Source organism: Pseudomonas sp. GW823-FHT02C02 (genome assembly GCF_058797635.1).
Genome location: NZ_JBXAJV010000015.1, coordinates 182,922 through 203,637, shown reverse-complemented (window position 1 = coordinate 203,637; position 20,716 = coordinate 182,922). Strand labels below are relative to the sequence as shown.

General features: G+C 60.7%; 19 protein-coding genes, 1 tRNA gene and 1 pseudogene. 16 read left to right on the top strand and 5 right to left on the bottom strand.

Annotation, left to right across the window (positions count from 1 at the left end; genetic code table 11):
• Positions 1-81 precede the first annotated feature (81 nt).
• The 10 genes from AC1ROI_RS24760 to AC1ROI_RS24715 all read left to right on the top strand — a co-directional run bounded on the left by AC1ROI_RS24760 (position 82) and on the right by AC1ROI_RS24715 (position 8,867).
• Positions 82-1,107 (top strand): NAD(P)H-dependent glycerol-3-phosphate dehydrogenase, encoded by a 1,026-nt coding sequence (locus AC1ROI_RS24760; RefSeq protein ID WP_010457075.1) that lies wholly within the window; start codon positions 82-84, stop codon positions 1,105-1,107.
• Positions 1,108-1,139: 32 nt separating this feature from the next.
• Complete coding sequence (locus AC1ROI_RS24755) at positions 1,140-1,487, top strand: DUF4389 domain-containing protein (RefSeq protein ID WP_010457073.1); 348 nt, start codon at positions 1,140-1,142, stop codon at positions 1,485-1,487.
• On the top strand, positions 1,484-1,939 hold the full coding sequence (sixA, locus tag AC1ROI_RS24750; RefSeq protein WP_102595730.1) for a phosphohistidine phosphatase SixA: 456 nt from the start codon (positions 1,484-1,486) through the stop codon (positions 1,937-1,939). Before AC1ROI_RS24755 ends, sixA begins: the two co-directional genes overlap by 4 nt.
• A 192-nt stretch (positions 1,940-2,131) precedes the next feature.
• Positions 2,132-3,799, top strand: a complete 1,668-nt coding sequence (locus tag AC1ROI_RS24745; protein ID WP_102595731.1) for an AMP-binding protein — start codon at positions 2,132-2,134, stop codon at positions 3,797-3,799.
• Positions 3,800-3,830: 31 nt separating this feature from the next.
• Positions 3,831-4,274 (top strand): hotdog fold thioesterase, encoded by a 444-nt coding sequence (locus AC1ROI_RS24740; protein WP_094471174.1) that lies wholly within the window; start codon positions 3,831-3,833, stop codon positions 4,272-4,274.
• 202 nt (positions 4,275-4,476) lie between these two features.
• Positions 4,477-5,367, top strand: coding sequence for an alpha/beta fold hydrolase (locus tag AC1ROI_RS24735; protein ID WP_370654446.1), 891 nt, complete (start codon positions 4,477-4,479; stop codon positions 5,365-5,367).
• Positions 5,364-6,218, top strand: coding sequence for an alpha/beta hydrolase (locus tag AC1ROI_RS24730; protein ID WP_083375956.1), 855 nt, complete (start codon positions 5,364-5,366; stop codon positions 6,216-6,218). Before AC1ROI_RS24735 ends, AC1ROI_RS24730 begins: the two co-directional genes overlap by 4 nt.
• 50 nt (positions 6,219-6,268) lie before the next feature.
• On the top strand, positions 6,269-6,928 hold the full coding sequence (locus tag AC1ROI_RS24725) for a glutathione S-transferase family protein (protein WP_102595732.1): 660 nt from the start codon (positions 6,269-6,271) through the stop codon (positions 6,926-6,928).
• A gap of 8 nt (positions 6,929-6,936) precedes the next feature.
• A complete protein-coding gene (locus AC1ROI_RS24720) occupies positions 6,937-7,743 on the top strand; it encodes a DUF4892 domain-containing protein (protein ID WP_042932656.1) in 807 nt (268 codons plus the stop codon).
• Between the two features lie 68 nt (positions 7,744-7,811).
• A complete protein-coding gene (locus AC1ROI_RS24715; protein ID WP_077749214.1) occupies positions 7,812-8,867 on the top strand; it encodes an AI-2E family transporter in 1,056 nt (351 codons plus the stop codon).
• A 109-nt stretch (positions 8,868-8,976) separates the two neighbouring features.
• On the opposite strand, the gene xopAW is transcribed toward AC1ROI_RS24715, so the two are convergent.
• The 3 genes from xopAW to AC1ROI_RS24700 all read right to left on the bottom strand — a co-directional run bounded on the left by xopAW (position 8,977) and on the right by AC1ROI_RS24700 (position 11,792).
• Positions 8,977-9,822, bottom strand: coding sequence for a XopAW family type III secretion system calcium-binding effector (gene xopAW, locus AC1ROI_RS24710; RefSeq protein ID WP_102599599.1), 846 nt, complete (start codon positions 9,820-9,822; stop codon positions 8,977-8,979).
• Positions 9,823-9,984: 162 nt separating this feature from the next.
• Complete coding sequence (locus AC1ROI_RS24705) at positions 9,985-11,034, bottom strand: sensor histidine kinase (protein WP_102595827.1); 1,050 nt, start codon at positions 11,032-11,034, stop codon at positions 9,985-9,987.
• Positions 11,034-11,792 carry a response regulator gene (locus AC1ROI_RS24700; RefSeq protein ID WP_077749216.1) on the bottom strand — a complete coding sequence of 253 codons (759 nt, stop codon included), beginning with the start codon at positions 11,790-11,792 and terminating at the stop codon, positions 11,034-11,036. The genes AC1ROI_RS24705 and AC1ROI_RS24700 overlap by 1 nt, the downstream gene beginning before the upstream one ends.
• Positions 11,793-12,085: 293 nt before the next feature.
• Here AC1ROI_RS24700 and pyrF point away from each other — a divergent pair, with 293 nt between their 5' ends.
• Complete coding sequence (pyrF, locus tag AC1ROI_RS24695) at positions 12,086-12,784, top strand: orotidine-5'-phosphate decarboxylase (RefSeq protein WP_167362277.1); 699 nt, start codon at positions 12,086-12,088, stop codon at positions 12,782-12,784.
• A gap of 78 nt (positions 12,785-12,862) precedes the next feature.
• Here the strand turns inward: pyrF and AC1ROI_RS24690 are convergent, their stop codons facing one another.
• Positions 12,863-13,867 carry an NADP-dependent oxidoreductase gene (locus tag AC1ROI_RS24690; RefSeq protein ID WP_010457045.1) on the bottom strand — a complete coding sequence of 335 codons (1,005 nt, stop codon included), beginning with the start codon at positions 13,865-13,867 and terminating at the stop codon, positions 12,863-12,865.
• Between the two features lie 236 nt (positions 13,868-14,103).
• On the opposite strand from AC1ROI_RS24690, the gene AC1ROI_RS24685 reads away from it, so the two are divergent.
• The 4 genes and pseudogenes from AC1ROI_RS24685 (at position 14,104) to AC1ROI_RS24670 (ending at position 18,516) form a co-directional block, all read left to right on the top strand.
• Complete coding sequence (locus tag AC1ROI_RS24685) at positions 14,104-14,865, top strand: SDR family oxidoreductase (protein WP_077749218.1); 762 nt, start codon at positions 14,104-14,106, stop codon at positions 14,863-14,865.
• 186 nt (positions 14,866-15,051) lie between these two features.
• Positions 15,052-16,443 carry an aminotransferase-like domain-containing protein gene (locus AC1ROI_RS24680; protein WP_102595826.1) on the top strand — a complete coding sequence of 464 codons (1,392 nt, stop codon included), beginning with the start codon at positions 15,052-15,054 and terminating at the stop codon, positions 16,441-16,443.
• A gap of 108 nt (positions 16,444-16,551) precedes the next feature.
• Positions 16,552-17,655: pseudogene (locus AC1ROI_RS24675) on the top strand (HAMP domain-containing protein); the annotation flags it as partial.
• Positions 17,635-18,516, top strand: coding sequence for a methyl-accepting chemotaxis protein (locus AC1ROI_RS24670; RefSeq protein WP_370655173.1), 882 nt, complete (start codon positions 17,635-17,637; stop codon positions 18,514-18,516). The pseudogene AC1ROI_RS24675 and the gene AC1ROI_RS24670, both read left to right, overlap by 21 nt.
• Before the next feature lie 976 nt (positions 18,517-19,492).
• Here AC1ROI_RS24670 and AC1ROI_RS24665 read toward each other — a convergent pair.
• Positions 19,493-20,263 (bottom strand): hypothetical protein, encoded by a 771-nt coding sequence (locus tag AC1ROI_RS24665; protein ID WP_010457037.1) that lies wholly within the window; start codon positions 20,261-20,263, stop codon positions 19,493-19,495.
• Positions 20,264-20,641: 378 nt separating this feature from the next.
• Between AC1ROI_RS24665 and AC1ROI_RS24660 the strand changes: the two genes are divergently transcribed.
• A tRNA-Glu gene (locus tag AC1ROI_RS24660) sits at positions 20,642-20,714 on the top strand.
• Positions 20,715-20,716 lie beyond the last annotated feature (2 nt).

The following is a 20,716-nucleotide window of genomic DNA, read 5'->3' as shown; positions in this document are numbered from 1 at the left end:
TAATTGATACGGGGGCTGGCCGCCACTGGGACGCTCCGTATAATGCCGACATCGCCACTGGTATGGATTAACGGATTGCATATGACTGAACAGCGCCCAATTGCGGTCCTGGGAGGCGGAAGTTTTGGTACCGCCGTGGCTAATCTGTTGGCCGAGAACGGGCATCAGGTCCGGCAGTGGATGCGTGACCCCGAGCAGGCTGAGTCCATGCGGGTCAATCGCGAAAACCCGCGTTACCTCAAAGGCATCAAGATTCTTCCCCTGGTAGAACCGGTGACTGATTTGCAAGCGACCCTGGACGCTTGCGACCTGTGCTTTGTTGCGCTGCCGTCCAGCGCGCTGCGTTCGGTACTGGTCCCGCACGCCGCACGGTTGAGCGGCAAATTGCTGGTCAGCCTGACCAAAGGCATCGAAGCCCACACGTTCAAGCTGATGAGCGAGATCCTCGAAGAAATCGCCCCGCAAGCGCGCATCGGCGTGCTGTCCGGGCCGAACCTGGCCCGTGAAATCGCCGAACACGCCCTGACCGCCACCGTGGTCGCCAGCGAAGACGAAGAACTCTGTCAGCGGGTCCAGGAGGCGTTGCATGGCCGGACCTTTCGCGTGTACGCCAGCGCCGACCGCTTCGGCGTGGAGTTGGGCGGGGCGCTGAAAAATGTTTACGCGATCATCGCCGGCATGGCGGTGGCGCTGGGCATGGGTGAAAACACCAAGAGCATGCTGATCACCCGGGCGTTGGCGGAAATGACCCGCTTCGCGGTGAATCAGGGCGCCAACCCGATGACCTTCCTTGGGTTGGCGGGCGTGGGCGACTTGATCGTCACGTGTTCGTCGCCGAAAAGCCGCAATTACCAGGTCGGGTTTGCCCTCGGCCAGGGGTTGAGCCTGGAAGAGGCGGTGACCCGCCTGGGCGAAGTCGCCGAAGGCGTGAACACGCTGAAGGTGCTCAAGGCCAAGGCTCAGGAAGTGGGCGTCTATATGCCGCTGGTCGCCGGGTTGCACGCGATTCTGTTCGAAGGGCGCACGCTCAATCAAGTGATTGAACTGTTGATGCGCGGCGAACCCAAAACCGATGTGGACTTCATTTCCACCAGCGGTTTCAACTGATCACGCTTTCGAGATAAAGCAGGGAGTTGCACATGAACGATCCGAAAACAGAGGCCACCTACGAGTCCATTCTGCTGCGGGTGTTATGGATGATCGTCTTCTTGCTGGTCTGGCAAGTGGCGCAGTTCATCCTGGGGGCGGTGGTGCTGGTGCAACTGATCTATCGTTTGATTTATGGCGCCCCGAGCGCCAGCCTGATGAACTTCGGCGACAGCCTGAGCCAGTTCCTGGCGCAGATCGGTCGTTTCGGCACCTTCCACAGCGACCAGAAACCCTGGCCGTTCGCCGACTGGCCGACGCCGCGTACACCGGAAGGCGAAGCGCCGCACGCCGTGCCGCCAGCGCCACATCCGGCCCGAGATGAGGAGCCGAAACTATGAAACTCTGGGTATTGCGTCATGGTGAAGCCGAGCCACACGGTTCCAAACCACACGATTCGGAGCGCGCACTGACGGAACATGGTCGTTCAGAGGTGCTGAGCATCGCAGCTGAACTGATCGGTCAGCCGATTACAGCCATCTATGCCAGCCCGTTTCTGCGAGCGCAGGAGACCGCGCAGCTGGTGCGCGATGCGCTGGGTTTCGAACCGGAGATTCGCACTGTCGAGTGGCTGACCCCGGACACTGATCCAGACAAGGTGGCCGAGCAACTCGTGTCGGTGAGTGACGTCCTTCTGGTCAGTCACAACCCGTTGGTGGGGAACTTGTTGAGTTACTTGCAGCATGGCGCCGGCTATCCACCAGAGAGGGTCAGCACCGCTGGCCTGGCCGAGCTCGAGAGCGCTGAACTGCTGATAGGTTCGATGAAGCTCAACAGCATCAAACACCCGTAACCGCATTTGCTTTGGCTTTTTGCAGGCGCGAGGCTTGTCCGCGAAGCTGTTGCCGTCGTTGAAAGCCCTTCGCGTGCAAGCCTCGCGCCTACAGGGGGCGGCGGTGTTCCGGGATTTTGTGTGAAATAGTCAACCAAGCAACCGCTTGGTTGACTACGCTTGCTCCAGACCAAAAATAAAGGAGCGAGTCGCATGTCTGCTGCTTTTCGTTTGCCGCTGGACGTCTTTTACGAGCGTGAAGCCCGTCATCCCCGCCAGCGTTTTCTGGTCCAACCTACCGGCGGCGGACACGTCGAGACCCTGACCTGGGCCGACGTCGGCCATCAGGCTCGCTGCGCCGCGCATTGGCTGCGCGCTCGCGAACTGCCCCAAGGCAGCCATATCGCCCTGATTTCGAAAAACTGCGCGCACTGGATCATTGCCGACCTGGCGATCTGGATGGCCGGGCACGTTTCGGTGCCGTTGTACCCCAACCTCACCGCCGAGTCGGTGGCGCAAGTGCTCGAACACTCGGAAGCGGCGCTGGCGTTCATCGGCAAGCTCGATGACTGGCCAGGCATGTCTCGCGGGGTCAGCCCCGATCTGCCGACCATCAGCCTGCCGTTGCATCCGCCGGGTACTTTCGACTACAGCTGGGCCGATCTGCAAAAGAGCTCACCGATCCAGGACGATCCCAAGCCGTCCGCCGACCAGTTGGCGACCATCATTTACACCTCCGGCACCACCGGGGTGCCCAAAGGCGTGATGCATAGCTTCGGCAATCTGGGCTTTGCCACCACGCGCGGCACTCAGCTGTTTGGCCTCAACGAGTCGGATCGACTGCTGTCTTACCTGCCGCTGTGCCATGTCGCCGAGCGGATGTTCGTCGAGTTGGCGTCGATCTACACCGGGCAAACCGTGTTCTTTGCCGAAAGCCTCGACACCTTTCTCACCGATTTGCAGCGCGCGCGGCCGACCGCGTTGTTCGGCGTCCCGCGGATCTGGACCAAGTTCCAGATGGGCGTGTACAGCAAGATTGCGGCAAAACGCCTCGACTTCCTGCTCGGCCTGCCCTTTATCGGCAAACGGGTCGGGCACAAAGTGCTCGTCGGGTTGGGGCTGGATGCGTTGCGCGTGGCGTTGTCCGGCGCCGCGCCTGTGCCGCAGACCTTGCTGTTGTGGTACCGCAAGCTTGGACTGGATGTGCTGGAGGTCTACGGCATGACCGAAAGCTGCGGTTACTCCCACATCGGCCGGCCCGGTGAGAACAAACCCGGCTGGATCGGCAAGCCTTGCCCGGAGGTTGAAGTGCGGATCGCCGATTCGGGCGAAGTCATGGTGCGCAGCGGTGCGACCATGCTTGGCTATTTCAAGGAACCCGAGAAAACCGCAGAAACCATCACCGAGGACGGCTTCCTGCGCACCGGCGACAAGGGCGAACAAGATGCCGAAGGCAACCTGCGCCTGACCGGGCGACTGAAGGAGATCTTCAAGACCAGCAAAGGCAAATACGTCGCGCCGGCGCCGATCGAAAATCGGCTGGCGGTGCATTCGCGGATCGAACAGGTGTGCGTGGTCGGCGATGGCTTGAGTGCGCCGCTGGGGCTGTGCGTGCTCTCGGCGGTCGGTCAGCAGGACGCCGGGGGAACGGCGCGGGCAGGGTTGCATGCAAGCCTGGAAAAGCTGCTGGAGGAGGTCAATGGCGGCCTCGACAAACACGAACGCTTGCGCCAGTTGGTGGTGGTCAAGGACAGTTGGGCGGTGGAAAACGGCTTCCTGACACCGACCCTGAAGATCAAGCGCAACGTGATCGAAGCGTCTTACGGCGCTCGGTTCGAAGAATGGAGCGAGCGCAGCGAGACGGTGCTGTGGCAGGATTGAGCCACCAATAAAACCAACAAAGGAAAGCAAGATGAGTCTGTGGCGTACCATTCCCAACGTCGAGCAGTTGAACGCAATCCAGAAAAACACCATTGGCGAAGTGCTGGATATTCGCTTCGAAGCCTTTGATGACGAGTCCCTGACCGCGAGCATGGTCATCGACCACCGCACCCACCAGCCTTACGGTTTGCTGCACGGCGGCGCGTCGGTGGTGCTGGCCGAGACGGTCGGTTCCATGGCCAGTTACTTGTGCATCGATGCCAGCAAATTCTATTGTGTGGGTCTGGAAATCAACGCCAATCACTTGCGCGGATTGCGCAGCGGGCGAGTGACGGCAGTGGCCAAGCCGATTCACATTGGGCGCACGACTCATGTCTGGGATATCCGTTTGAGCAGTGACGAGGGCAAGGCCAGTTGCGTGTCGCGGTTGACCATGGCGGTCGTGCCGTTGGGTGAGAATCCACCGGCCCGCTGATTGTCGAGCGAACCACATCTTCCGGCCCGATGATTACCTGTGGCGAGGGAGTTTGCTCCCGTTGGCTGCGGCAGCAGCCCTTGCCGGCACGCCTCTCGCGGCGTGCACCGGTTTTGCGCCTGCTGCGCAGCCGAACGCGAGCAAGCTCGCTCGCCACAGGGTTCGGCGATGTCTGAATGCTCATGCCCCTGACCGGACTGTCATCATTCCTGGCACTTACAGTCATTGCCGCCGCCTCGCGTCTTACGGACAATCAACCCTTGTTTTCGCTCATGGATTTGCCGGTATGTCGCAACAGATATTTTTCGCCCACGCCAATGGCTTTCCTTCGGGCACCTACGGCAAGTTGTTCGCGGCGCTGGCGCCCGAGTACCAGGTGACGCATCTGGAACAGCACGCCCACGATCCGCGTTTTCCGGCGGACGACAATTGGCGCAACCTGGTGGATGAGCTGATCCATCACCTCAAAGAGCAACCGGAGCCGGTCTGGGGCGTCGGCCATTCCTTCGGCGGCGTGCTGCACCTGCACGCGGCGTTGCGTTGCCCTGAACTGTATCGGGGCGTGGTGATGCTCGATTCGCCGGTGCTGACCCGCGCCGATCAATGGGTGATCCGTGCGGCCAAGCGTTTCGGTTTCATCGACCGCCTGACCCCCGCCGGCCGTACATTGGGGCGCCGGGAAGAGTTCGCCGACCTGGACGCGGCACGGCTCTATTTCGCCGGCAAAACCCTGTTCCGCAGCTTTGATCCCGAGTGCTTCGACGCTTACCTGCAACACGGTTTGCAAAAAGTCGGCGACAAGCTGCGCCTGCGTTTCGACCCGGCCACGGAGATCAGCATCTACCGTGGCGTCCCGCACACCAGTCCAGGCCAGGCACGCCAGTTGAAAGTGCCGCTGGCGGTGGTGCGCGGGCACAAGAGCCGGGTGGTGATGCGTCACCATGCAAGCTCCGTCGGGCGTATGCCGCTGGGTGAGTCCCTGACCATGCCCGGTGGCCACATGTTCCCCCTCGAACGCCCGCAAGACACCGCCACGCTGCTGAAAAACCTGTTCAGCCGCTGGGAAGGTCGTCGCCAACAGGATTGCGCATGAGCCACGTCGTCGAAGAAGTTCGCCTGAGCCTGCCGCACATCGAGCTGGCCGCGCACCTGTTCGGTCCCGAAGACGGCCTGCCGGTGATCGCCCTGCACGGCTGGCTGGACAACGCCAACAGCTTCGCCCGGCTGGCACCGAAGCTCAAAGGCCTGCGCATCATCGCCCTCGACATGGCCGGTCACGGACATTCCGGGCATCGCCCGACCGGCGCCGGTTACGCGATGTGGGACTACGCTCACGACGTGCTGCAAGTCGCCGAGCAGTTGGGCCTGAAGCGTTTTGCACTGATGGGGCACTCGATGGGGGCGATCGCTTCGTTGATTATTGCCGGGTCGATGCCGGAACGTGTCACGCATCTGGCGTTGATCGACGGCATCATTCCTCCGACAGACAAAGGCGAAAATGCCGCCGAACGCATGGGCATGGCCCTGCAAGCCCAGCTGGATCTGAGGGAAAAGCGCAAACCGGTCTACAACACCCTGGATCGAGCCATTGAGGCACGCATGAAAGGCCTGGTGGCGGTCAGTCGCGAAGCCGCCGAGCTGTTGGCCCAGCGTGGACTCATGCCGGTGCCGGGCGGTTACACCTGGCGCACTGACAACCGACTCACGCTGCCATCGCCCCTGCGTCTGACAACCGAACAGGCGATGGCCTTCGTCCAGCGGGTCAGTTGCCCTGCGTTTTTGGTGGTAGCAGCTGACGGCATGCTCGCCAAACATCCCGAGTTGCTGGAGCGTCTACCCTTTAGCCGTGAACAGCTGCCTGGCGGCCATCATTTGCACCTGAATGACGAACCCGGCGCCGACCTTGTCGCAGACTGTTTCAATCGGTTCTTCGCCGTTCCTTGACTTGCGCCGGGCAACTGTCGAGGCTGGGCGGGTTGAAATGGGAGACAACCATGATAGATCTCTACACCGCTGCGACCCCGAATGGCCACAAGGTCTCTATCGTGCTCGAGGAACTCGGCCTGCCCTACACGGTGCACGCCTTGAGTTTCGACAAAAAGGAACAGAAGTCACCTGACTTCCTCAAGATCAATCCCAATGGCCGGATTCCGGCCATTGTCGACCGCGCCAACGGCGATTTTGCCGTGTTCGAATCCGGCGCCATCCTGATTTACCTCGCTGAGCTGGGCGGCAAACTGCTGCCCCAGGACCCGAAGGGGCGCTCGGTCGTCCTGCAATGGCTGATGTTCCAGATGGGTGGGATCGGGCCGATGCAGGGGCAGGCCAACGTGTTTTTCCGTTACTTTCCAGAAAAACTCCAGGGCGCCATCGACCGCTATCAACATGAAACACGTCGCCTCTATGAGGTGCTCGATACACGCCTGCAATCCGTGGAGTTTCTGGCGGGCGAGTACAGCATTGCCGACATTGCCACCTATCCGTGGGTGCGTGGCCATGAGTGGTCGGGCGTCGAGGTTGACGGTTTGCCGGCCTTGCAGCGCTGGATGGCATCCATGGAAGCGCGTCCGGCGGTCCAGCGTGGTTTGCTGGTGCCCGAGCGCTTCGATGATGCCAGTGTCGTCAAGGGTGCCCAGGCCATGCTGATCCGATGAGTCTATCCATGCGTTCATTCAGTGTGCTGGTGCTGTGTTGTTTCAGTCCCTTGTTATTTGCCGCCGATGTCCCGGGCAGTCAGGACTTGCCGATCGTGCCGCGCATGGCCGACGCGCAGATCGTCGACTATCGCCCCGGCGTTGAGCTCGAGCGGATTTATCCGCTGGGTTCGATCCGTAAGATCAGCGGCCAGTTGCGCTTCGATGGTCAGGTCAGCGCCCGGGGAACGGCGACATCGGTGACCTATGAGTTGCCGCCGGAGCATTCGTCAACCGACGCCTTCACTGCCGCGCGTGAAGCGTTGCAAGAGCAGGGTGCCGGCTTGCTGTTCTGGTGTCAGGCACGTGATTGCGGTGAAAGCAGCCTCTGGGCCAATGAGGTCTTTGGGAACGCCAAGTTGTACGGTGCCGACGATCAACAGGCGTACTTGCTCTTGCGTCTCGCGGCGCCCCGGGACAATACGTTGGTGGCGCTTTACAGCATCACTCGCGGCAATCGCAAAGCCTACCTGCACGTCGAGCAGTTCGACGCTGCCGCGCCGCTGGGTGATTTGCTGCCGACGTCGGCGACCTTGCTGCGAGAGCTGAAAAGTACGGGCGAACTCGATTTCCCCACATTGAGCGCCGATCCTGATGCCACCTGGCTGCGCCTCATTTCTCGCGGCTTGAACCTCGACACCACCTTGCGGGTCAGTGTTTCCGGGCCAAACGCCGAAGCGTGGCGCCAGGCGCTGATCGGGCAGGGCGTGCGGGCGGCGCGAATGGAAGCCGGCAGCGCCAAAAGCCCTGGCCTGCACATCGAACTGTTGCGATAAGCTTCATCAGGCAAACGCGGCTGGCGCGTTTGCCTGCTCTTTGTTGACTGATTTTTTCGAGAACCTACATGCTCAATAACGATCGGCTGTTGGTGCAGATCCTGCTCCTGGTGCTGTTTGGCGCGAGCCTCTGGGTGATGGCGCCGTTCTGGTCGGCCTTGTTCTGGGGCGCGGTGCTGGCGTTCGCCAGTTGGCCGCTGATGCGGTTGTTGACCCGCTGGCTCAACGGCCGGGAATCCCTGGCCGCGCTGGTGCTGACACTGGGCTGGATGTTGCTGGTGGCGGTGCCGCTGGTCTGGCTCGGGTTCAACCTGGCGGATCACGTGCGTGATGCCACTGCGTTCATCAAGGATGTGCAGATGGACGGTTTGCCCGAAGCACCGACCTGGCTGGGCGGCGTTCCTTTGGTGGGCGAGCGGTTGATGGTGATCTGGAACAGCATCGATGAGCAAGGCGCGGCGATGATGGTGGCGGTCAAACCGTATCTGGGTCAGGTCGGCAACTGGCTGCTGGCACGCAGTGCGCAGATTGGCGGCGGGATTCTCGAGCTGACATTGAGCATTGTGTTCGTGTTCTTTTTCTACCGTGACGGGCCGCGGCTGGCGGCGTTTGTCCATGGGCTGCTGGAGCGCCTGATCGGTGATCGCGCCGGGTACTACATCGAACTCGTGGCCGGGACGGTGCAGCGGGTGGTGAACGGGGTGATCGGCACAGCAGCGGCGCAGGCGGTCCTGGCGTTGATCGGGTTCCTGATTGCCGGGGTGCCCGGGGCGTTGGTGCTGGGCATCGTGACGTTCATGCTCAGTCTGATTCCGATGGGGCCACCGTTGGTGTGGATTCCGGCCACCGCGTGGCTGGCCTGGAAGGGTGAGTACGGGATGGCGGTGTTCCTCGGCTGCTGGGGCACGTTCATCATCAGCGGCGTCGACAACGTGCTGAAGCCGTACCTGATCAGCCGGGGCGGGAATCTGCCATTGGTGATCGTGTTGCTCGGCGTGTTTGGCGGGTTGATTGCGTTCGGGTTTATCGGGCTGTTCATCGGGCCTACGTTGCTGGCGGTTGCGTACAGTCTGTTGACGGACTGGAGCAAGAGTCATGCGCGGGTAGACGATCGCCGGCCCTGAGATTTTCGGCGGGGCTGAGGGCCTCATCGCGAGCAGGCTCGCTCCCACAGGGGATTTGTGAAGGGCGCAGCTCTACTGTGGGAACGGGCTTGCTCGCGAAGCTTTTGACTCAGGTCGATACGTTCAAGTATTTGCCCACGCTCGCCACGTTATCGAGCGAATACTGCTTGCTCAGGTTGGCGATCATTTTGTTCAGCGCTTCATTGACGTTGAATTGAGCGGTGGAGTTGTCGCTGGTTTTCTCGCGACCTGCTTGCAGCGCCGCGTTCAGTTCATCGCTGCTGACCTCACCGCTGCCGTCACTGTCCAACACCTTGAGCAACGCAGCGCTGGTGTCGGTGCTGGTCGATGAGGTGCTGTCGCTGGCCTGCAGCACGCTGCTCAGTTCGGTGGTGGTTACGCTGCCATCGCTGTCCGTATCCAGCTGGCTGAACAATTCTTCGCTGGACACCTGCTGCGGTGGCGGCGGGGTCAGGCTGGCGGCGAGTTCGTCCTTGCTGACGGTGCCGTCCTGGTTCTTGTCCAGGGCCGAGAAGATTTCTGTACTGTCGGCGCTGCTGCCAGCGTTGTTCAGGCCGTTGCTCAATTCGTCGCTGCTGATGGCGCCGTCACCGTCGGCGTCCAGGGCGCTGACGAGCGCGTCGGCCAGTTCGGTGTTGGGTGCCTGGTCATGCGGCGGTGGTGGCGGCGGTGCCATTGCCGCCATTTCCTCGCTGCTCAAGCTGCCGCTGTCGTCACTGTCCAGATCACCAAAGTTTTTGCTCAGACTGACCAGCAGGCCGTCATCGGTTTTCTGCGACAGGGCACTTTCAAGTTCGCCCTGATCCACCGCGCCGTCGCTGTTGCTGTCGAGCTTGGCGAACAGTTCTTTCTGGAATTGCTGGCTGCGGGCGCTGTTGGTCGAGGTGCTGCTGGTGCTGGTATAGCTCGTGTAGTTGCTGACACTACCAATCATTGGACTCACTCCCTGGAATGGAAAACCGGTGGGTGCACCGGCTTATGCAGCGTCAAGGGGCAAGGTGTCGTGGGTGTGTGAGGTTTGTACCGATTGGTACACACAAGTCTCAGGCCAGGCTCGGATCATGTAGGCGTGAGCCTGCAGGAATTGGTGTGTGGTTCAGGCGCGGGGCAGGCGGATGACGGCGGTGAGACCGCCGCCGGGTGTTTCTTCCAGGCTCAACTGCCCACCCAGTCGTTCCGCCGCCTCGCGAGCGATGGTCATACCGAGCCCGACGCCGCCCGAATTGCGATTACGCGAACCTTCCAGCCGAAAGAACGGCTCGAACACCGCTTCACGTTTGTCCGCCGCAATACCCGGGCCGTGGTCGATGACGCGGATCACCAGTTGCTCACGGTTGTCTTCGAGCGTGATCCGCGCGTGCCCGGCATAGCGCAGGGCGTTGTCCAGCAGATTATTGATGCACGAGCGCAACGCCATCGGCTGCACTTGCAGCGGCGCGCAGTGGCCGCTGGCCTGAACATCTGCCCCCTGGTCCTGGGCGTTTTCGCTCAAGGACTCCACCAGCGCCTGCACGTCCATCCATTGCCCGGCTTCGCTGGTGCGCTGCTCGTGCAAATAGGTGAGGGTGGCATCGAGCATGCTGATCATGTCGTCCAAGTCCTGGCGCATCTGGCCCTGCAGCTTGTGGTCTTCGATCTGCTCCAGCCGCAGCTTGAGGCGAGAGAGCGGCGTGCGCAGGTCGTGGGACACCGCGCCGAGCATCCGTGAGCGCTGCTGCACCTGTTCGATAATGCGTTTCTGCATCAAATTGAAGGTGTAGGCCGCTTGCCGGGCTTCCCGTGGGCCGGATTCATCCAGCGGCGGGCTGTCGAGGTTTTCGCTCAAGCGTTCGGCGGCGTCGCTCAGCCGCTGGATCGGCCGGCTGAGCAGTTTGGCGCCGTACCAGGCGGCAATGATCAGCGTGACAAACTGGAACGTCAGCGGCACCAACGGGCCGCCGAACCACGGCCGCGGTGGCCGGTTTTCGAAGCGCGGGTCCATCGGCGGGCGCTGTCCGCCCATGCCTTCGGAAAATGCCGGCGGCGGTGGAGGCGGGGGAGGACCGTAATGGTGAAACCAGGCAAACGCCAACAGGTGCGCCAGGATGATCGCCAGCAGCAGCACGCCAAACAGGCGGCCGAACAGCGTATCGAAGCGCGCCCGCATCAGCCGATGTCTCGTGCGTCGAACAGATAACCCTCACCGCGAACGGTCTTGATCAACTGCGGGGCTTTCGGGTCATCACCGAGTTTCTGGCGCAGGCGCGAGACCAGCAAGTCGATGCTGCGATCAAACGCTTCGATGGAACGACCACGGGCAGCGTCCAGCAGTTGTTCACGGCTGAGCACCCGGCGCGGACGCTCAATGAACACCCACAGCAGGCGGAATTCGGCGTTGGACAGCGGCACCACCAGACCGTCGGCGGCGATCAATTGCCGCAGCACGCTGTTCAGGCGCCAGTTGTCGAAGCGAATATTCGCACGCTGTTCGGTGCGATCGTCGCGCACTCGACGCAGAATGGTCTGAATCCGCGCGACCAGTTCCCTTGGTTCGAAGGGCTTGGCCATGTAGTCGTCGGCGCCCAGTTCCAGGCCGATGATCCGGTCGGTGGGTTCGCAGCGTGCGGTGAGCATCAGGATCGGAATGTCCGATTCGGCGCGCAGCCAGCGGCACAGGGACAACCCGTCTTCACCGGGCAGCATCAGGTCGAGCACCACCACGTCGAAATGCTCCGCTTGCAGCGCCAGGCGCATGGCAGCGCCATCGGTGACGCCGCTGGCGTGAATGTTGAACCGGGCCAGGTAGTCGATCATCAGTTCGCGGATCGGGACGTCATCGTCGACGATCAGGGCGCGAATGCTCCAGCGTTTGTCGTCAGCGGGTGCTTTTTGATCGTCGTTCAGAGGTGCTGGGGTGCTGTGCATGCGTGCGTTCATCTGCCAGGTAGGCTGCCAACCACAAAGATGGGCTGCGAGGTTGTGGTTCCAGCATAGGCGTCCGGCCCGGAGGCGGGAAGTGCTGTAAGGACGTGTTGCGGCTGCCGAGGGTAGCGAGGAAGGGTGTTGTGGGCGTGTCGTGTGTGTATCGAACTCGACACAATCGGCGCAGGGACTAGTCTTGCTGGAGTCTTCGGGACGATTTACCGATCATCGGGTCCCGCAGTGGCGCTGGTTCCGCTACAATGCGCGCCGATTTCGTCCTGCCTGAGAGCCCGCACATGTCCGTCTGCCAGACTCCTATCATCGTCGCCCTGGATTTCCCCACCCGTGACGCCGCACTGAAGCTGGCCGACCAGTTGGACCCTAAACTGTGCCGGGTCAAAGTCGGTAAGGAGCTGTTCACCAGCTGCGCCTCGGAAATCGTCGGCACCTTGCGTGACAAGGGCTTTGAAGTGTTCCTGGACCTCAAGTTCCACGACATCCCGAACACCACCGCGATGGCGGTTAAAGCCGCGGCGGAAATGGGCGTGTGGATGGTCAACGTTCATTGCTCCGGCGGTCTGCGCATGATGGCCGCCTGCCGTGAAGTGCTGGATCAGCGTACCGGCCCCAAACCGCTGTTGATCGGCGTGACCGTGCTGACCAGCATGGAACGTGAGGATCTGGCGGGTATCGGCCTGGACATCGAGCCGCAGGAACAGGTGCTGCGTCTGGCGGCACTGGCAGAAAAAGCCGGAATGGACGGTCTGGTGTGCTCGGCCCTGGAAGCCCGTGCCCTGAAATCGGCGCACCCGACGCTGCAACTGGTGACCCCGGGGATTCGCCCGGCGGGCAGCGCCCAGGACGATCAGCGCCGTATCCTGACCCCGCGTCAGGCGCTGGATGCCGGTTCCGATTACCTGGTCATTGGCCGTCCGATCAGCCAGGCGGCGGATCCAGCGAAGGCGTTGGCCGAAGTTGTAGCCGAAATCGCCTGATCAAACACCGAAGATCAAAAATGTGGGAGTGAGCAGGCTCACTCCCACATTAGTTTTGGGGTGAATTCAACTGTTGGGTTAAACCTTCAACACCAACTTCCCGAAATTCTCGCCGCTGAACAATTTCATCAGCGTCTCCGGGAAGGTCTCCAGTCCTTCAACAATGTCTTCCTTGCTCTTGAGCTGCCCCTTGGCCATCCAGCCGGCCATTTCCTGCCCGGCGGCGGCGAACTGAGCAGCGTAGTCCATCACCACGAAGCCTTCCATTCGCGCGCGGTTGACCAGCAACGACAGGTAGTTGGCCGGGCCCTTGACCGCTTCCTTGTTGTTGTACTGGCTGATGGCGCCACAAATCACCACGCGCGCTTTCATGGCCAGGCGACCCAGCACCGCGTCGAGAATATCGCCGCCGACGTTATCGAAATACACGTCGACACCTTTTGGACATTCACGCTTAAGGCCGGCATGCACGTCTTCGTTCTTGTAGTCGATGACGCCGTCAAACCCCAGTTCGTCGATCAGGAATTTGCACTTGTCCGCGCCGCCCGCGATGCCGATCACGCGGCAGCCTTTGATCTTGGCGATCTGCCCGGCAATGCTGCCCACCGCACCGGCCGCGCCGGAGAGCACCACGGTGTCACCTTCCTTCGGTGCGCCGACATCAAGCAACGCGAAGTAGGCGGTCATCCCGGTCATGCCCAGCGCGGACAGGTAACGGGGCAGCGGTGCCAGTTTCGGATCGACTTTGTAGAAACCTCGTGGCTCGCCGAGGAAATAATCCTGTACGCCCAAGGCTCCGTTGACGTAGTCCCCGACCGCAAATCCAGGATTGTTCGAGGCAACGACTTTGCCTACACCCAATGCGCGCATGACTTCGCCGATACCGACCGGCGGAATGTAGGACTTGCCCTCGTTCATCCAGCCACGCATGGCCGGGTCCAGGGACAGGTATTCGTTTTTGACCAGGATCTGACCCGCAGCCGGTTCACCGACTGGCACTTCTTGATAGGTAAAGGTCTCGCGGGTAGCCGCGCCCACCGGACGTTTGGCGAGCAGGAACTGGCGATTGGTCTGGGTAGTCATGACAGGCACTCAAGATGAATGAAGCCTTGTTGATAGACCTTCATGATCGATGCCGCAAGTTTGGCTGATGCGGCGAATGCACGTCGATCCAGTGCAGTGATAGTCGGTGCCGCAGTTCTATCACTGCCACTCATGGTCACTCAACCGGGCTTCTGATAGTGCTGCCGTGTCCCATGCCCCTGTGGCTAGACTGGAAACACACGATCCCCCGCATTCTTCTCTTTGAGGGCATAACAATGAGCATGACGTTTTCCGGCCAGGTCGCCGTGGTGACCGGCGCTGCCAACGGTATTGGCCGCGCGACCGCCCAGGCATTCGCCGCTGAAGGGTTGAAAGTGGTGGTGGCCGACATGGACACGGCCGGGGGCGAAGGCACTGTGGCACTGATTCGTACAGCGGGCGGCGAAGCGACCTTCGTGCGTTGCAACGTCACGCTGGAAAGCGATGTAAAAAATCTGATGGACGAAGTGGTGAATACCTACGGCCGTCTGGACTACGCCTTCAACAATGCCGGCATCGAGATCGAGAAAGGCAAACTGGCTGAAGGCACCCTTGATGAGTTCGACGCGATCATGGGCGTCAACGTCAAAGGCGTCTGGCTGTGCATGAAGTACCAGTTGCCGTTGCTGCTGGCCCAGGGCGGCGGCGCGATCGTCAACACCGCTTCGGTGGCGGGCCTTGGTGCGGCGCCGAAGATGAGCATTTACGCGGCGTCGAAACACGCGGTGATCGGCCTGACCAAGTCGGCGGCGATCGAATACGCCAAGAAAAAGATTCGCGTAAACGCGGTATGCCCGGCGGTGATCGACACCGACATGTTCCGTCGCGCCTATGAAGCGGACCCGAAGAAGGGCGAGTTCGCCAACGCCATGCACCCGGTCGGCCGCATCGGCAAGGTCGAGGAAATCGCCAGTGCCGTGCTGTATCTGTGCAGCGACGGAGCGGCGTTCACCACCGGTCACTCGCTGGCAGTGGACGGTGGTGTCACGGCGTTCTGACCCATCAAGACCTGCCTCGTAGGAAAAGGCCCGCACACGTGCGGGCTTTTTCATGGTGTCGCGAAGGGCGGCGGACAATGTGTTTCAAATGGTTAGAACCGAGGGTTTTGGCGGCGTTGTCGCACATCCGATCCTGCGCACCTGTGATTAACTGCTCCCCGCAAATGGACAGGAGTTTGCTTGCTCATGGAATTGAGAATCGATCGACAGGCATTGGTGCCGGTCGTACAGCAAATCGTCGATGGGTTGGCCGTCTGGCTCCGTCAGAGCGAGGTGCAGCCAGGGACGCGTTTACCTTCTGCGCGGCACATCGCGCGGGTCAATCTGCTCAGTCAGTCCAGCGTCGTCGAAGCCTGTGAGCGGCTGGTGACTCAAGGTGTGCTGGCGCCGCGTCATGGCGCCGGTTTCATTGTCGCCACGCCAACGCTGGTCGCCCAGGGGCAACAGGATTGCCTCTGGTTCGAAGGGGCGGAACTGAAACAGGGCGGCTGCTCGGGCGAACTTAAGCTGGGCTGTGGCGGGTTGCCGGAGAGCTGGCGCGAAACTGACGACCTGAGCTACGCGATTCGTCAGGTCAGCCGTACCGACATGGCCGGGTTGTTCAACTACAGCACTTCCCGAGGCCTGCCTGCCTTGCGTCTGCAAATTCTCAAACGCCTTGGACGGCTCGGTATCGAAGTGGATGAAAACCGTATCCTGACCACCGCAGGTGCCAGTCAGGGGCTCGACCTGATCGTGCGCACCTTGCTCAAGCCGGGAGATTGCGTGGTGGTGGAAAGTCCGGGGTATCCACTGTTGTTTGACCTGCTCAGGCTGCACGGTGTGACGATGATCGAGGTGCCTCGTACCCCGCGCGGGCCCGACACGGAGCAACTGCAATTACTATTGTTAAAGCACCGGCCCCGCGCGCTATTCATCAACAGTTTCTACCACAACCCGACGGGCAGTTGCCTGACGCCTGCGATGGCGCAGCAGGTTTTGCAATTGACCAAGACCCATGGCGTGCTGGTGATTGAAGATGACGTCTATGCGGATTTGCACTATGGCCCCGGCACGCGCCTCGCTGCATTGGGGGGGGATGACAACGTGATCTACGTTGGCAGTTACTCGAAAACCCTCAGCAGTTCATTGCGGGTCGGCTTTGTCGTGGCCAGCGAAGGGGTCATATCGCGATTGGCCGAGGTCAAGATGATCAGCAGCATGGGCGCCTCAAGTTTCTGCGAGTCGGTGCTGACTTGCCTGTTGGCCAGCGGCGCGTACCGCAAACTGGTACAGCGTCAGCGCCAGCGTTTGAATACGGACAGAGAGGCGGCCTTGCAAGTGCTCGAAGACGCCGAGTGGGAAGTTTTCGGCAAGCCGGCTGGTGGCCTGTTTATCTGGGCGCGATCGCGGATGTCCGACTACGCTCAGGTGCGCAAACAGGCCCGGCGCTGCGGTGTGCTGCTGTCTTCTGCCACGGCCTTCAGTCCTGACGGCCAGGCGAAAGATTGGCAGCGCATCAACGTCGCTTATGCCTGTGATCCTCGTGCCCGGGCTTTTTTTCAGGCGACCGCTGCGAATCGACCTAAAGCGTTCTGAAAACGACGTGGACGTAGCTTTTTGCCATTATTCCGACGCCAGAGACTTGTGCTGGCCCATGCCCATTGCGAATCTGCGTCAACAGACTATGTCAGGGGACTAAGTGCAATGATTTCGGCCGTGCAAGGACGTTTTGCCAACCTCGGTATGGCAAAAAAAATGGGTGTCGGGTTTGTCTTGGTGCTGCTGTTGACGGCCCTGGTGGCAGCCATCGGCGTTTGGTCCCTGCAAACCATCAGTCAGCGCTTCGACGGGCTCAAGCAGATGTCGTCGCTCAACAGCGGTTTGCTCAAGGTGCGACTGCTTGAGCAGGAATACGCCTTGCACGGCAACCCGAAAACTGCGGATGCCCTGCGCCAGGGGGTTGATGGCCTGATCGCCTTGGCGACGCAGCTCAAGGCTGCTTCAGCGGCCAACGTGCCAGTGATGAATGACGTCGAGCAGTCCCTGGCGGCTTATCGCAAGGCCTTCGACGAATTCGTCTCGCTGAGTCAGGCCAAGGACCTGGCCCTGGAAATGGCCAGTTGGTCGGTGTCCAGCGTGGCCAATAATCTGGATGTCCTGCAAGCCGGGCTTGCCGACGATGGCGCCTATACCTTGAAGGAGTCCGAAGGCAAGGACGGTGGGCAGTTCATCGAGCAAGCCAATCAGGTCAGCCAGGTGTCGCGGTTGATGCTGCAGGCCATGAACGAAGCACGTGTGCGTCTGGATCAGAGCCGCAAGGGCGATGACAGCGCAGCTCAGGGCAAGATCGAGCAGGCCGATCAGGCGCAGGTTCAGGCCGAGCAGTTGAAAACCACAGTCAAGGATGAGGGCTATCAGACTGTCCTCAATGAAGTGGCGGGTCACATCACCAGTTTCAGCGAGAAACTGACCGAATACACCGGTCTGTTAGCCCAGGAAAAAACCGTCTATGAGCAACTGCACCAGCGTGCTGCGCAGGTGGTGGAGCGGGTCGATCAGGCGTATGTCGCCGAAGACCAGTCGATGCAGGCCGAATTGAAAAAGAACTCGATGCTGATCATCGGCTCCTCGGCCCTGGCGTTGCTGGTCGGGTTGATCGCGGCGTGGGTCATTACCCGATTGATCGTGGCGCCGCTGCGCAGTGTGATTCGTGTTGCGCAGCAGATCGCCGCGGGTGATTTGAGTGCGACGGTTGAAGTGACGCGCCGTGACGAAATCGGCCAGTTGATGCAGGCCATGCAACAGATGGGGGCGGGGCTGAGCACCATCGTCAGCGGTTTGCAGGCCGGTATCGAGCAGTTGGCGAGTTCGGCGCAATCCTTGTCGGCGGTGACCGAGCAGACCAACCTGGAGGTCAGCAGCCAGAAGGAAGAAACCGAGCAGGTCGCCACGGCGATGAATCAGATGACGGCGACGGTGCACGATGTGGCGCGTAACGCGGAGGAAGCCGCTCAGGCTGCGCAAACGGCGGACGGTAAGGTGGAAAGTGGCCAGCAGGTGGTGCGTCAAAGCATGGCGCGGATCGAGCAGCTGGCGGATTCGGCGACGTCGGCCAGTTCGAGCATCGAAAGCCTGAGTGCAGAAATCCAGAACATCGGCACGGTGCTCAGTGTAATCAAGAGTGTCGCCGAGCAAACCAACCTGTTGGCGCTCAATGCGGCGATCGAGGCAGCACGGGCCGGCGAGCAGGGCAGGGGGTTTGCGGTTGTGGCGGATGAGGTTCGGGCGTTGGCCAAGCGCACTCAGCAATCGACCGAGGAGATTGAGCGTCTGGTGAGCGCCTTGCGTTCGGCGGCGCAGTCGTCGGTGCAGCAGATTCAGAACAGTGGTGAGCTGGTGAAGCTGGCGGTGAGTGACGCGTTGCAGACTGAGAGTGCGCTGGGAAGTATTGCGGCGGCGGTGTCGTTGATTCAGCAGATGAACCAGCAGATTGCGGCGGCCGCCGAGGAGCAGAGTTCGGTGGCCGAGGAGATTAATCGCAGTGTGACGAGTATTCGTGCGAGTGCGGATCAGTCTTCGTTGGCGATGCGGGGGAATGCGGCGTCGAGCATTGAATTGGCGCAGTTGGGGGTTGAGTTGAAGGGGATGGTCGGACACTTCCGGCTCTAATTTTTCTCCCTGCGTATGTGCGCAGATCTAATGTGGGAGTGAGCCTGCTCGCGATGGCGGCCTTCGGGCCGACCATGTTGTGGTTGACCGGGTACATATCCATTTCTGCGGTAACGGCGGCTGGCGGTTTCGCCCTTACGGCGAGTCCCTTTTGTCAAACGCCACAAAAGGAACCAAAAAGTCTCGCCCCAAGCGTCCGGCCCCTCGCTAAGGCTCGGCGTTCCTTCGTTCCGGTATCCATCCGGGGACACTGCCCTCCGGTCTGCTTCGCGACGACCTACATGCAGCGTGTTCGACTGCGTCGAACGGCGCTGCGCGCCACTCCCCGGATGAACACCTCCACTCAGCCTCCCGAAAGGGGCGGGTAGATCAAGATCAAGAGCTGCAGGCGAGCTAACGCTCGGCCTGATGAGTGGTGAAAATCAAAAGCTGTACGCTGAATTCTTGTAGGAGCGAGGCTTGCCCGCGAAGGCGGCCTGACAGCCGACCAATGAGTTGCAGGTGAACACCTGACCCTGTGGGAGCTGGCCTGCCAGCGATGACGACCAAGCTGCTGGCGAGCTAACGCTCGGCCTGATGAGTGGTGAAAATCAAAAGCTGTACGCTGAATTCTTGTAGGAGCGAGGCTTGCCCCGCGAAGGCGACCTGACAGCCGACCAATGACTTGCAGGTGAACACCTGACCCTGTAGGAGCTGGCCTGCCAGCGATGACGACCAAGCTGCTGGCGAGCTAACGCTCGGCCTGATGAGTGGTGAAGAGCGAAGCGTGTACAGCGAACCCCTTGTAGGAGCGAGGCTTGCCCGCGAAGGCGACCTGACAGCCGACCAATGACTTGCAGGTGAACACCTGACCCTGTGGGAGCTGGCCTGCCAGCGATGACGGCCTCGCCGCCAACCCATCTTGACCGGCAATACTCACCCGCCAAACCCAGTCCAAAAAAAAGCCACCTCGCGGTGGCTTCCTTGATTCTTCCGATCAGTCGTAGATCACTTTTTTCTTCCAGTCCGCATCCGCTTCAACTTCTTTGAGGCCGGCGTTCAACTGGTTGGTCTCGCTTTCAACGGCCGCGATGTTGTCCATCACCATGGCGTTGGCCCGCGCCAGGAGTTTTTCCAGGTATTCGAGCTGTTCGGCGTAGATCTGTGGTTCCTGCTGTTTACGCAGGTATTGCACACCGCGCTCGAAGGCGAGGCGGGCCTGGCCTGGCTGGTTTTGTTGCAGGCATTGCTGGCCCAGGTTATTGAAGAACTCGATGTGCAGCAGGACCAGAATGTGGCGCACTTCGCGGATCCAGCGCTTGGCTTCGTTGGTCGGCAGGAAGCCATCCTGTGCGGCGCGGGTGATTTGGCCGTGCAGGGCTTCGAGCAGGAAACGCACGTCCTTGGCCTTGGCTTCGGTCTGGATCGGTGCCGGCGGGTTGTTGACCGGGATCGATTCGCCTTGCGCGACCAGGGCTTCGAGTTCGGTAATCCGGGCCCTGAGGTTGGAACTGGTTTTTTCCAGGTTGAGCAAACGCTTGCAGACATTGAGTTCCAGGCGGGTCAGCAGCAGCTTGAGGCCAGGTGTCATCAGCTGACCGGGGAAGGTCTCGGTGATTTCGCCGCAGCGACGCAGGCGGTCGTTGAGTTCAACCTTGGTACGGGCCTTTTCCAGCTTGTTGTTTTCCACCACATGGTTCATGTAGCCAATGGCGATCAATAGTGCGATCCCGGCTACGACTAGCAGGGTGATCATGAGTGGTGTCACCGGTAAGACCTCTTTATAGGGTTCGCGATCGAGTGTAGTGGCTTGGCATTTGGGCGCATAGGACCGCTCGACGAGTTGAATCGGTTGTGGCTATCTTTATATCGGCCGGGGTTCGACTTATATAAATACTGGCAATCGTGGTTCAGATTGCCATCATCTTCAGCGACGGACTATAACGTCTTGGTGGTTATCAGAATATAGTCGCCAAAGGTCAGCAGGCGCAAAAGCCGGAATCCCGGCTGAAAGCGGGGCGAAGTCATTGATTTAAATAAATTTATATCTGGGGGTTGACGACCCCTCAATCCATCCATAGAATGCGCGCCACTTACAGCGTAAAGCACACAGCGAAACGCGGTAGGGAGTGAATGTTGTACGTGTGTCCCCTTCGTCTAGTGGCCTAGGACACCGCCCTTTCACGGCGGTAACAGGGGTTCGAGTCCCCTAGGGGACGCC